At 70.3% G+C, this 12,315-nt stretch carries 13 protein-coding genes; 9 read left to right on the top strand and 4 right to left on the bottom strand.

What is annotated here, in order from left to right; all coding sequences use genetic code 11:
* The first annotated feature begins 25 nt into the window (after positions 1 to 25).
* The 9 genes from purH to ACTIE5_RS20205 all read left to right on the top strand — a co-directional run bounded on the left by purH (position 26) and on the right by ACTIE5_RS20205 (position 7,969).
* A complete protein-coding gene (gene purH / locus ACTIE5_RS20245) occupies positions 26 to 1,600 on the top strand; it encodes a bifunctional phosphoribosylaminoimidazolecarboxamide formyltransferase/IMP cyclohydrolase (protein ID WP_439551528.1) in 1,575 nt (524 codons plus the stop codon).
* Positions 1,601 to 1,753: 153 nt separating this feature from the next.
* Positions 1,754 to 2,713: a sodium-dependent bicarbonate transport family permease gene (locus tag ACTIE5_RS20240; protein WP_439551527.1), complete on the top strand. Its 960-nt coding sequence runs from the start codon at positions 1,754 to 1,756 to the stop codon at positions 2,711 to 2,713.
* A gap of 2 nt (positions 2,714 to 2,715) precedes the next feature.
* Entirely contained in the window at positions 2,716 to 3,018 is a 303-nt protein-coding gene (locus ACTIE5_RS20235; RefSeq protein ID WP_439551526.1) for a P-II family nitrogen regulator, read from the top strand.
* A gap of 16 nt (positions 3,019 to 3,034) precedes the next feature.
* Positions 3,035 to 3,643 (top strand): carbonic anhydrase, encoded by a 609-nt coding sequence (locus ACTIE5_RS20230; protein WP_439551525.1) that lies wholly within the window; start codon positions 3,035 to 3,037, stop codon positions 3,641 to 3,643.
* Positions 3,644 to 3,656: 13 nt separating this feature from the next.
* Positions 3,657 to 4,712 carry a DNA recombination protein RmuC gene (locus ACTIE5_RS20225; RefSeq protein ID WP_439551524.1) on the top strand — a complete coding sequence of 352 codons (1,056 nt, stop codon included), beginning with the start codon at positions 3,657 to 3,659 and terminating at the stop codon, positions 4,710 to 4,712.
* Complete coding sequence (locus ACTIE5_RS20220) at positions 4,709 to 5,959, top strand: NupC/NupG family nucleoside CNT transporter (protein WP_439551523.1); 1,251 nt, start codon at positions 4,709 to 4,711, stop codon at positions 5,957 to 5,959. Before ACTIE5_RS20225 ends, ACTIE5_RS20220 begins: the two co-directional genes overlap by 4 nt.
* Entirely contained in the window at positions 5,956 to 6,336 is a 381-nt protein-coding gene (locus ACTIE5_RS20215) for a RidA family protein (RefSeq protein WP_439551522.1), read from the top strand. Before ACTIE5_RS20220 ends, ACTIE5_RS20215 begins: the two co-directional genes overlap by 4 nt.
* A gap of 5 nt (positions 6,337 to 6,341) precedes the next feature.
* A complete protein-coding gene (locus ACTIE5_RS20210; protein ID WP_439551521.1) occupies positions 6,342 to 7,688 on the top strand; it encodes an aspartate aminotransferase family protein in 1,347 nt (448 codons plus the stop codon).
* A gap of 86 nt (positions 7,689 to 7,774) precedes the next feature.
* The gene (locus tag ACTIE5_RS20205) at positions 7,775 to 7,969 is read left to right on the top strand and encodes a CsbD family protein (protein ID WP_439551520.1); all 195 of its coding nucleotides are present in this window, start codon (positions 7,775 to 7,777) and stop codon (positions 7,967 to 7,969) included.
* A 142-nt stretch (positions 7,970 to 8,111) separates the two neighbouring features.
* Here ACTIE5_RS20205 and rpsO read toward each other — a convergent pair whose 3' ends face one another.
* From rpsO to infB, 4 genes are all read right to left on the bottom strand, one after another.
* On the bottom strand, positions 8,112 to 8,375 hold the full coding sequence (rpsO, locus tag ACTIE5_RS20200; protein WP_439551554.1) for a 30S ribosomal protein S15: 264 nt from the start codon (positions 8,373 to 8,375) through the stop codon (positions 8,112 to 8,114).
* Between the two features lie 31 nt (positions 8,376 to 8,406).
* Complete coding sequence (gene truB / locus ACTIE5_RS20195; RefSeq protein ID WP_439551519.1) at positions 8,407 to 9,402, bottom strand: tRNA pseudouridine(55) synthase TruB; 996 nt, start codon at positions 9,400 to 9,402, stop codon at positions 8,407 to 8,409.
* On the bottom strand, positions 9,399 to 9,887 hold the full coding sequence (gene rbfA / locus ACTIE5_RS20190; protein ID WP_439551518.1) for a 30S ribosome-binding factor RbfA: 489 nt from the start codon (positions 9,885 to 9,887) through the stop codon (positions 9,399 to 9,401). The genes truB and rbfA overlap by 4 nt, the downstream gene beginning before the upstream one ends.
* A gap of 87 nt (positions 9,888 to 9,974) precedes the next feature.
* Positions 9,975 to 12,314 carry a translation initiation factor IF-2 gene (gene infB, locus ACTIE5_RS20185; RefSeq protein WP_439551517.1) on the bottom strand — a complete coding sequence of 780 codons (2,340 nt, stop codon included), beginning with the start codon at positions 12,312 to 12,314 and terminating at the stop codon, positions 9,975 to 9,977.
* Between the last annotated feature and the right edge of the window lies 1 nt (position 12,315).

The following is a 12,315-nucleotide window of genomic DNA, read 5'->3' as shown; positions in this document are numbered from 1 at the left end:
GGGTGAGGGGTCTATGCCGCGCCGCATGAGCCAGACCCTCCCCGTCCGCCGCGCGCTCCTCTCCGTCTCCGACAAGACGGGCATCGTGGAATTCGCCCGCTTCCTCGTCGCCCAGGGCGCCGAGATCCTCTCCACCGGCGGCACCGCCAGCGCCATCCGCGCGGCGGGCATCCCGGTGAAGGATGTGTCGGAGCATACGGGATTTCCCGAGATCCTCGATGGCCGCGTTAAGACGCTGGTGCCGCAGGTGCATGGCGGGCTGCTGGGGCGGCGGGATCTGGCGGACCACCTCGCGCAGATGGAACAGCACGGCATCGCGCCGATCGACCTCGTCGCCGTCAACCTCTACCCCTTCGAGGCGACGGTCGCGAAGGGCGCGGCGTTCGAGGATTGCATCGAGAATATCGACATCGGCGGCCCGGCGATGATCCGCAGCGCCGCCAAGAACTTTGCCTCGGTCGTCGTGATCACGGAGCCCGAGCAGTTGGCCGAAGTCCGCGTCGAACTGGAAGAGGGCGGCACGACGCTCGCGCTGCGCCGGCGCCTCGCCCAGGCTGCCTATGCCCGGACCGCTTCCTATGACACCGCGATCTCCACCTGGTTCGCCGGCGAGAACAAGGATGTCTTCCCGCAGCGCCTGGCCGTGGCCGGCATCCTCCGCCAGGGCCTCCGCTACGGGGAGAACCCGCACCAGCAGGCCGCCTTCTACACCGATGGCAGCGACCGCCCGGGGCTGGCCACCGCGCGGCAGGTGCAGGGCAAGGAGCTGTCCTACAACAACCTGAACGACACCGACGCCGCCTTCGAATGCGTCGCCGAATTCGACGAACCCAGCATCGTCATCGTCAAGCACGCCAATCCCTGTGGCGTGGCGACGGGCGCGTCGCTCGCGGAGGCCTGGGACCGCGCGCTGCTCTGCGACCCCGTCTCCGCCTTCGGTGGCATCGTCGCCGCCAACCGCGCGCTGGATGCGGCGGCGGCCGAGAAGATCGCCGCCATCTTCACGGAAGTCGTCGTGGCGCCGGATGCCGATGACGCTGCCAAGGCCGTCTTCGCCCGCAAGAAGAACCTTCGTCTGCTGCTGACGGGCGGGCTGCCCGATCCGGCGGTGCCGGGCCGGCTGGTGAAGTCGGTGGCGGGCGGCTTCCTTGCCCAGTCCCGCGACAATGGGCGCGTGACGGAAGCGGTGCTGCGCGTCGTGACGCAGCGCGCGCCGAGCGCGCAGGAGATGCGCGACCTGCTCTTCGCCTTCCGCGTCTGCAAGCATGTGAAGTCGAACGCCATCGTCTATGCCAAGGACCTGGCCACCGTCGGCATCGGCGCGGGGCAGATGAACCGCGTCGAATCCTCCCGCATCGCGGCGTGGAAGTCGGAAGCGGCGGCCAAGGCGGCGGGGCTCGACAAGCCGCTGGCGCTGGGTTCCGTCGTCGCCTCCGACGCCTTCTTCCCCTTTGCCGATGGGCTGGAGACGGCGGCGGCGGCGGGCGCCACCGCCGTGATCCAGCCCGGCGGATCGATGCGGGACGCGGAGGTGATCGCGGCCGCCGACAAGGCCGGGCTCGCCATGGTGTTCACGGGCATGCGCCACTTCCGCCACTGACCTGAAGCGGAAGCGTCGGGAATCCGGGCCTGCGGCGGAGGCTGCGGCACGCTGCGCGGGCGGAAGCGACCGCATCCTGGTAAAGCGTGAGAGACATGATTGGCCACCTGCCGGACGATGCACCGGCGGGCGCCACCAGCCCGGAAGGCGCCCGTGCCCGAAATCCTCTCCCTCCTCCCGCCCCCCGTGATGTTCTTCGTCCTTGGCTTCGCCGCGGGCCTCCTGCGCGCTGACCTCTCGATCCCGGAGGCGCTGGCCCGCGCCCTGTCCATCTACCTGATGATCGCGATCGGCCTGAAGGGTGGCGCCGCGCTGGCGACCCCCGGGGCGACGGAGGGGCTGTGGGCGGCGCTCGCACTTGGCATCGGGCTGTCCTTCCTGCTGCCGCTGCCGGCCTTCCTGTTCCTGCGCGGCGCCCTGCGGGTGGAGCGTGAGACGGCGGCGGCTATCGCCGGCCATTACGGCTCGGTCTCAGTCGTCACCTACGCCGCCGCCGCCGGCACGCTGGCGACACTCGGCGTGGCGCAGGAAGGCTTCATGCCCGCGATCCTGGCCGCCATGGAAACGCCGGCCATCCTGACGGCGCTGCTGCTGGCAAGGCTCGGCGCCGGGCCGGACCAGCCGCGGCTGAATGCGGGCAAGCTGGCGCATGAGGTGCTGCTGAACGGGCCGGTGGTGCTGCTGCTCGGCAGTTTCCTGATCGGCTTCCTGGCCGGCGCGCCCGGGCGCCAGCAACTGGCCCCCTTCACCGAGGCCCTGTTCCCCGGCGCGCTCTGCCTGTTCCTGCTGGAGATGGGGCTGATGGCGGTGCGCCAGCTTCGTGCCGGCGGCCGGGGCCTGTCCTGGGGCCTGGTCGGCTTCGGCATGGCGATGCCGCTGCTGGGCGGCGCGGCGGGGTTGCTGGGCGCGCAGGCCATCGGCCTGTCGACCGGCGGTGTCGCGCTGATGGCGGTGCTGGCCGGTTCCGCCAGCTACATCGCGGTGCCCGCGGCCATGCGCCTGGCCTTGCCGCGCGCCGATGCGGGTGTCTATGTCACCCTCTCCGTCGCCGTGTCCTTTCCCTTCAACATCCTGGTGGGAATCCCGCTCTGGATGAAACTGGCCGGGGCCTGACCATGCATCACCGCAAGCGCATCGAAATCGTCGTGGAGCGCGTCCGCGCGGAGGATGTCACCGCCCTGCTCGACCGTCTTGGCGCCACCGGGTGGACCATCCTGCCCGTGCTGTCCGGCCGCGGGCGGCGGGGCGTGCGGCTCGGGGGCGACCTGTCCGGCGTGCTCGACAACGTCGTCATCGTCTGCATCGCCAGTGAGGCGGTGACGGCACGCGTGCTGGACGCCAGCGACGAATTGCTGGGCGCGCGCCCCGCCATCGTCAGCATCACCGACTGCACCATCCTGCGCGGCGACCATTTCTGAACGGGGCCCCGTGCCGATGCAGCGTCTCCTCGACGGCTATCGGCGCTTCCGGGAAGACACCTGGCCCCAGCAGCGCGCGCGGTTCGAGGCCCTGGCCGCAGAGGGCCAGCGGCCGCGCACCATGATCATCGCCTGCTCCGACAGCCGCGTGGACCCGCAGATGATCTTCGCGTCAGCGCCGGGCGAACTCTTCATCGTCCGGAACGTGGCGAACCTGGTGCCGCCCTACATGCCGGACGCCGCCTTCCACGGCACCAGCGCCGCGGTGGAATTCGCCGTGCGCGTGCTGGGCGTGCGGGACCTGGTGGTGATGGGCCATGCGCTCTGCGGCGGCATCCGCGCGCTGCGCGAAGGCGTGCCGGCGGAGGCCGGCGACTTCATCGCGGGCTGGATCAACATCGCCGCCCGCGCCCTTGATGCCGGGCTTCGCTGCGACACGCCGGAGGCGGCGCAGGAGGCCTGCGAGCATGAGGCCGTGCGAATCTCCATCGCCAACCTCCTGACCTTCCCCTGGGTGGCGGAGGCCGTGGCGGCGGGCGCACTCGCCCTGCATGGCGCGCATTTCGGCGTGGCGACGGGCCGCCTGGTGCTGATGGACGCGCAAGGGCGTTTCGCGCCGGCGTGATCGCCATGGCAGGATGGCACAGACGAATCGGGGGATTCCGGTGCCGGACTGGCTGCCCATCGCGCTGATCGCGGGCGTCGCCGCCCTGGCGGTGCTGCTGCTGATGCTGGCGCTACGCGGCCGCGCGGCGGAGCGCATGGACCGCATCGCGGCCACGCTGGATGCCATCACCGCCGCGCAGGAACGCCTGGCCGCCCGCACCGATGAACGGATGCGGGAACAGGAACGCGCGCTGGGCCAGCGGCTCGACACCGCCGCGGAACGCACCCAGGCGACCGCCAGCGCCATCCAGCAGCGGCTTTCCGTCATCGACAGCGCGCGGCAGAACATCGAGGCGCTGGGCGGGCAGGTGACGTCGCTCGCCGCCGTGCTGGGCAACAAGCAGGCGCGGGGCGCACTGGGGGAAGTGCAGCTGCGCGACCTGGTGCAGGACCGCCTGCCGCCTTCCGGTTTCTCCTGGCAGCATACCCTGTCCAACGGCACGCGCTGCGACTGCCTGATCCGCCTGCCCTTCCCGCCCGGCCCGATCGCGGTGGACAGCAAGTTCCCGCTGGAGGCCTGGGCCGCCATGCAGGACGCGCCCGATGTCGCGGCCCGCACCCAGGCGTCCCGCCGCTTCGCCGCCGATATCCGCCGGCACGTCGATGACATCGCGAAAAAATACCTGATTCCCGGGGAGACGGCGGAAGGCGCGCTGATGTTCCTGCCGTCGGAGGCCATCCACGCCGCGCTGCTGACGAGCCATGGCGACCTGTTCGCGGAAGCCGCGCGGCGTGGCGTGCACATCGTCGGCCCGTCCAGCTTCTGGGCCGTGCTCAACACCATGCGCGGGCTGCTGCGCGATGCGCGCCTGCAGGATGAGGCGCGGCGTATCCGCCAGCAGGTGGAAGCGCTGGCGGAGGAGACGTCGCGCCTCGAACGCCGCGTCGGCGCGCTGCGCGGCCACTACGCCGCCATGGCGCAGGACATGCGGGATATCGAGGTGACGGCGGAGAAGATCGCCCGCCGCGGCGACGCCATCCGCGCGCTCGACATCCCCGATGACACCAGCCGAAGGGCCGCGGAATGAGCGCCTTGCAGATCCAATCCGCCATCGGCCTGCTGGCGCTCGCGCTGCTGGCCTGGGTGCTGGGGGGATGCCGGCGCGGCGTGCCCTGGCGGGTGATCCTGGTGGGGATGGCGCTGCAGATCATGCTTGCCGCGGCCCTGCTGCACATCCCGCCGCTGCGCGCCGCCTTCGCCCTGCTGGGCCGCGCGGTGGACGCGCTGGCGGCGGCGACACGCCAGGGCACGAGCCTGGTCTTCGGCTACCTCGGCGGCGGCCCGCTGCCCTTCGCGGAGCCCTTTCCCGGCGCGGGCTTCATCCTGTTCTTCCAGGGCCTGCCGCTGGTGCTGGTGGTCGGCGCGCTCTCCGCCCTGCTGTATCACTGGCGCATCCTTCCCGTGGTGGTGGCGGGGATGGCGAAGCTGCTGACGCGCACGCTGGGTATCAGCGGCGCCACGGGCTTTTCCGTCGCCGCCAATGTCTTCGTCGGCATGGTGGAGGCGCCGCTGCTCATCCGCCCCTGGCTGATGCGCCTGAGCATCAGCGAGATGTTCGTGGTGATGACGGCCGGGCTCGCCACCATCAGCGGCAACATGCTCGTGGTCTATGCGCTGATGATCGCGCCGGTGGTGCCGGATGCCGCGGGGCAGTTGCTGGTAGCCTCCCTGGTCTCCGCCCCCGCCGCCATCGTCGTCGCGCTGCTCATCATGCCGCCTCGTGAAGGGGAGGTGCCGGAGGCCGTGGAATCCGCCGCCGCACCGCGCCTCTATGACAGTGCGATGGAGGCGGTGGTTCGCGGCACGATGGACGGGCTGCAGTTGCTGTTCGGCATCATGGCCATGCTGATCGTCTTCGTGGCGCTGGTGGCGCTGGTGAACATGGTGCTGGAACCCGTCACGGGCCTGACCCTGCAGGTGATCGCGGCCTGGTTCTTCTGGCCCGTCGCCTTCGCCATGGGCGTGCCGCTGGAACACGTCGCGACCGTCGCGCAATCCCTCGCCGTGAAGGTCGTGGTGAATGAATTCGTCTCCTACCTCCAGCTCGCGACATCGGGCGGGCAGGGGCTGGACGGGCGGTCGCGGCTGATCCTGACCTATGCGCTCTGCGGCTTCACCAGCTTCGGGTCGGTGGGCATCATGCTGGGGGGGATGACGGCGATGGTGCCGGAACGCCGCGCGGATATCGTGCGGCTCGGGCTGCCCGCGCTGGTGGCGGCCTTCATTGCCTGTTGCATGACGGGGGCAGTGGTGGGGATGCTGGTGGCGCCATGATCACCTTCATCGACCAGCCGGAACCCGGCAGCCCGCGCCCCTTCAGCCGTGCGACGCGCGCCGGCGGCCTCGTCTTCGTCTCCGGCCATTCCGCGCCGCATGATCCCGCCGCCGGTATCCATCGCGGCGCGACCCCGGCGGAGGAGGTGCGGAACGCGTTGGCCATGATGGCCACGATCCTGGCGGAGGCCGGGTCGAGCCTCGATCGCGTGGTGCAGGTGACGATGCTGATCACCGATCCCGCCGACTACGCCGCGCTCAACGCCGAATATGTCAGGCACTTCCCGAACGGCCTGCCCGCGCGCCACACTGCCCGCTTCGGCGTGCCGACCGAGGCACGCGTCGCCTTTTCCTGCATTGCCTTGGCCGGAGACTGACCGCCATGCGTTCCCGCCTTCTCCAGCGCAATCTGCGCGTCGATCCGCCGCTGGCCCTGACGGGGCAGGGGATGCTGATCCATGATTCCAACGGCCGCGCCGTCATCGACGGCTCCGGTGGCGCCGCTGTCGCCTGCCTCGGCCATGGCCATCCCCGCGTGCTGGAGGCGATGCGGGCGCAGATGGATCGCCTCAGCTACGCCCATACCGCGCTCTATTCCTGCGAACCGGCAGAGCAACTGGCCGATATGGTGCTGGAAGGCGAGCCCGGCGGCCTGACCCACCTGTACCTGTGCTCCTCAGGCTCCGAGGGCGTGGAGGCCGCGCTGAAACTGGCCCGCCAGTACTTCGTCGAGATCGGCCAGCCGAACCGAAGCAAATTCATCGCGCGCCGGCAGAGCTACCACGGCAACACCCTCGGCGCGCTGGCCGCCGGCGGGAACATGATGCGGCGCGCGATCTACCAGCCGATCCTCTCCGACGCCTTCCACCACGTCTCCGCCTGCTACGCCTATCGCGACCGGCGTGACGATGAGAGCGATGCGCAATACGTCGCCCGCCTGGCGGCGGAGCTGGAGGCGCAGTTCCAGTCCCTCGGCCCCGATACCGTCGCCGCCTTCATCGCGGAGCCGGTGGTGGGTGCCACGCTGGGCTGCGTCGCCGCGCTGCCCGGGTATTTCCAGGCCGTCCGCGCCATCTGCGACCGCCATGGCGCGCTGCTGATATTGGATGAGGTCATGTCCGGCATGGGCCGCACCGGCACCATGCATGCGTGGGAGCACGAGGGCGTGCCGCCGGATATCCAGGTCGTCGCCAAGGGCCTCGGCGGGGGCTACCAGCCGATCGGCGGCATCATGATCGGCGGCAGGATCATCGACGCGCTGCGCGATGGCTCCGGCGGCTTCATGCATGGCCACACCTACCAGGCCCACCCCATCGCCAGCGCGGCCGCCCTCGCCGTGCAGCAGGTGATCCGGGAGGAAGGGCTGCTGGAGAATGTCCGCGCCATGGGCGCGCTGCTGGAACAGCGCCTGACGGAGCGGCTCGGCAACCATCGCCATGTCGGGGACATTCGCGGCCGCGGCCTGTTCTGGTGCGCCGAATTTGTCGCCGACCGCGCCAGCAAGGCGGTGTTCGATCCCGCGCTGAAACTCAATGAGCGCATCAAGCGGGAGGCCTATGAGCGTGGCTTGGCCTGCTACCCCATGGCCGGCACGATCGATGGCAAGCGGGGGGACCATGTGATCCTCTCTCCCCCCTACATCGCGAAGGCGGCGGATATCGAGGCGATCGTCGCCCGCTTCGGGGATGCGGTGGATGCCGCCATCGCCGGCTTGCCGTCCGGCGGTTGATCTGTAACGCCGGAACCCCCCGCTTCAACACGCGTTTTCACCCCCAGAACCGGCCATCACGGCTGGTCCAAGAGGAGAACGCGACCATGGACAAGGACCGGATTTCGGGTGCTGGCAACCAGGTCAAGGGCAGCATCAAGCAGGGCGTCGGCGAGCTGACCGGCGACGCGAAGCTGCAGGCCGAGGGCATGGCCGACAAGGCGAAGGGCAAGGCCCAGAGCGCCGTCGGTGGTGCCAAGGACACGGTGCGTGACGCCGTCGACGGCAAGGACCGCGTCTGATTTGACGACGGTCCAGGGGCGGTTCGCCCCTGGCGGATGGGGTCCGGGGAAGGCAGCGCCTTCCCCGGTGTACCGGACGCAAAAAAGGCCCGGGGAGTCGCCTCCCCGGGCCTTTTTCACGCCCGCCTTGCGGCGGAAGCAATCAGCGGCGCAGGCCGAGGCGCCCGATCAGGCTCTCGTAGCGCTTCACGTCCTTCTTCTTCACGTAGTCCAGCAGGCCGCGGCGCTGGCCGACCAGCACCAGCAGGCCGCGCCGGCTGTGGAAGTCCTTCGGGTGGGCCTTCAGGTGCTCCGTCAGCATGGCGACGCGCGCGGAGATCAGGGCGACCTGGACCTCCGGGCTGCCGGTGTCGCCCGGCTTGGTGGCGTATTCCTTGATCAGGGCCGCGCGGGCCTCTGCCGTCATGACCGACATCGTGTGTCCTTCCAGGTAGGGGTTAAGTCTCGTCCCTGACCTGGATCCAAGGGCCGTCCGGATGGCCGAGCTGGATCAGCCGCTCGGGCTGCATCCAACCGCCTTCCAGCCGGCACAGGCCGAGGAGACGCTCCCCCGCCATCGCGCGCAGCAGCCCCCCTTCGGGGTCCGCTTCGCGGGGAATCCTGCCCATGAGGTCCACCAGGCTGATCGCCTGGCCCTGCATGAGGCGGGCGGCCTCCTCTCCATTGACGGCCAGTGCCGGGATGTCGGCCAGCGCGGTCGTCACGGGAAGAAGAAGGTCCGGGGAAGGGGGAGGCGTATCGCCGGTTCCGAGCAGGCTGTCCAGCGAAATCGCGTGTTCCTGCCGGAAAGGCCCGACCCGCAGGCGGCGCAGCGCCGTGATGTGCCCGACCGAGCCCACCGCCTTCGCCACATCGCGCGCCAGGGACCGCATGTAGACGCCCTTGCCGCTTTCGACATGGAAGATGGCGGTGTCGATGTCCGGGCGCTCGATCAGGTCGAAGCGGTCGATCCGCGCGGGGCGCGGTGCGATCTCCACCACCTGGCCTTCGCGGGCCAAGTCATAGGCCCGCTCGCCGCCGATCTTGATGGCGGAATAGGCGGGGGGCACCTGCATGATGTCGCCGCGGAAGGCGGGCAGCACGGCCTCGATCTCCGCATCCGTGGGGCGGACATCGCTGGTGGCCGTCACCTTGCCATCGGCGTCGTCGGTGTCCCGCGCCTCACCGAACTTCAGGGTGAAGTGGTAGCTCTTGGTCCCGTCCATGACGTAGGGGACGGTCTTGGTGGCGGCGCCGAAGGCCACGGGCAGAAGCCCGGTCGCCAGCGGGTCCAGCGTGCCGCCATGGCCCGCCTTCTGCGCCTGGAAGGCGCGCTTCACCTTGTTGACCACATCCGTGGAGCCGATGCCGGAGGGCTTGTCCACGATCAGCCAGCCATCGAGCGCGCGGCCCTTCGGCTTCTTGTGGGGGCGGTGGCGGTTGGGCGGGCTCACGATGCGTCTTCGTCCTTGGTGGCGGCCTTGGGCTGCAGATCCTGCTGCACCTCAGGCCGCTGCATGACCTTGCTGATGTGCATGGCGTAGTCGAGCGCGGTGTCGGGCTGGAAATGCACCTCCGGCGCGGTGCGCAGCCGCACCGCGCGGCTGACCAGCGTCCGCAGATAGGGCGCGACCCGCTTGAGGCCGGCATGCTGTGCCGGCGTCAGTTCCTTCCCCAACCCGCTGACGAAAGCCGTCATGTGCTGTAGGTCGGGGGAGGCGCGGACCTCCGTCACCGTCACATGCAGGTCGGCGAGGTCCGGGTCGCGGAATTCCTCCCGCGCGAAGATGGCGGCCAGGGCGTGGCGCACTTCCTCCGCCACGCGCAGCTGGCGCTGGGAAGGTCCCTGCGGGGCGGCCCGCTTGGTGGGCGCCTTGTACTCGCGCTTTTCGGCGCGGCCCTTGTCACTGGTGGTCGCATTCCCGGTTCGGCGGGCCATGCTGGTCTTTCCCTCAATATTCGCTGGGCAAAGCAAAGGGGGCGCGGCGTCTCCGCCGCGCCCCCTGATGCCCAAGCCTTGGTGGCGTCAGAGCGTGCCGGCGACCGTCTCGGTCTCGTAGCACTCGATCTGGTCGCCGACGCGGATGTCGTTGAAATTCACGAAGGACATGCCGCATTCGTAGCCGTTGGTCACTTCCTTCACGTCATCCTTGAAGCGGCGCAGCGTGCTGAGCTCGCCCTGGTGGATGACGGTGCCATCGCGCAGCAGGCGGAAGCCGCAGCCGCGCTTGACCACGCCTTCGGTGATACGGCAGCCCGCCACATTGCCAATGCGCTTGACCTCGAAGACCTGCAGGATCTGGGCGTAGCCCAGGAACTTCTCCCGCTGCACCGGCGCCAGCTTGCCGCGCACCAGTTCCTCGATGTCGTCCGCCACCTCGTAGATGATGGAGTAGTAGCGGATCTCCACGCCGTCCCGCGTCGCCAGTTCCCGCGCCTGGGTGGTGGCCCGGACGTTGAAGGCGACGATGACGGCGTCGGACGCCTTCGCCAGCTGGATGTCGCTTTCGGTGATCTGGCCGACGGCGCTGTGCAGGACACGGACCCGCACCTCGTCGTTGCCGAGCTTGCCGAGCGTGACGCCGATGGCTTCCGCGCTGCCCTGCACGTCGGCCTTGCAGACGACGGCCACTTCCTTCTGCGCGCCCGCCTGGATGCGGGCCAGCATGTCGGCCAGGCTGCCGCGGCCGGCGCTGATCGCCGCCACCTGCTTCTCCCGCAGCTTGCGCGTACGGAATTCGCTGATCTCGCGGGCCTGCACTTCGTCCTTCACCGCGACGAAGTTCTCGCCGGCGGTGGGGACGCCCGACAGCCCCAGGATCTCGACCGGCAGGGACGGGCCGGCTTCCTTCACCTGGCGCGCCTTGTCGTCCAGCATCGCACGGACCTTGCCCCATTCGGCACCGGCCACGACGATGTCGCCCGTCTTCAGCGTGCCCTTCTGGACCAGCACCGTCGCCACCGGGCCACGGCCGCGGTCGAGGCGGCTTTCGATGACGGTGCCTTCGGCCGCGCGGTCCGGATTGGCGCGCAGGTCCAGGATTTCCGCCTGCAGCGTGATGGCCTCGAGCAACTTGTCGAGGTTCAGCTTCTGCGTGGCGGAGACCTCGATCTCCTGCGTCTCGCCGCCCAGGCTTTCCACCACGATCTCGTGCTGCAGCAGTTCCTGCTTCACGCGTTCGGGGCGCACGCCCGGCTTGTCGATCTTGTTGATGGCCACGATGAGCGGGACGTTGGCCGCCTTCGCGTGGTGGATCGCCTCGATCGTCTGCGGCATCACGCCGTCATCGGCCGCCACGACCAGCACGACCATGTCGGTCACGCTGGCGCCGCGGGCGCGCATGGCGGTGAAGGCCGCGTGGCCCGGCGTGTCGATGAACGTCACGCGCTGGCCGCCCGGGATCGTCACCTGGTAGGCGCCGATATGCTGGGTGATGCCGCCGGCCTCGTGCGCGGCCACATCGGCCTTGCGCAGCGCGTCCAGCAGGCTCGTCTTGCCGTGGTCGACATGGCCCATGATGGTGACGACCGGGGCGCGGGGCTCCAGGTCGACATCCGTGTCCTCGTCGCCCTCGATGCCGATCTCGACGTCGCCTTCCGCCACGCGCTTCACGCGGTGGCCGAATTCCTGGACGATGAGCTCGGCGGTGTCGGCGTCGATCGACTGGGTCAGCGTCGCCATCACGCCCATGCGGAACAGGGCCTTCACCACTTCGCCGCCACGCGCGGCCATGCGGTTCGCCAGTTCCTGGACGGTGATGGTTTCCGGCACCACCACGTCGCGCACGACACGCTCGGCGCCGGAGCGCAGGCGCGCCAGCTCCTGCTGCCGGCGCTCACGCTCACGGGCACGGCGGACGGAGGCGATGGAGCGCGTGCGCTCATCCTCGCCCTCGATCGCCGCATTGACGTCGATGCGCGTGTCGCGGCGCCTGTCGGACGGCGTCAGCGTCTTCTTGGGCGGCGGCGCCACGGGCTTCTTGGCGCCGGGCGGGCCGACCATGCCGGGGCGGCGGACAGGACGGGCGTCCTCGTCATCCTCCCGCGGCGCGCGGGCCTTCAGCGTCAGCTTCGCGGCCGGCACATCGGCGGGCGGCACGTTCGGCGGCACGTTCGGCGGTGCGCCGGGCGGGCCGGCCGGGCGGCGCGGGCCGATGGAGGACGGCACCGGGCCGGGGCGGCCGGAGCGCAGCGGCGGCGCCATCGGGCGCGGCGCGGCGCCAGGGCGATCGCCATAGCCGGGGCGGGCGCCGAAGCCCGGACGGGCACCGTCGCGCGGCGCGTCGCGGGACGGACCGTCGCCCTGGCGGGGCGGGGGCGCATCGCGGCGCGGCGGGGGGGCGCCGGCATCCGGCCGGCGCGCCATC

This window comes from Falsiroseomonas sp., from assembly GCF_051859025.1.
Lineage (GTDB): Bacteria > Pseudomonadota > Alphaproteobacteria > Acetobacterales > Acetobacteraceae > Falsiroseomonas.
The sequence above is the reverse complement of the archived record's forward strand: the minus strand, read 5'-3'. Positions and strand labels throughout refer to the sequence as shown.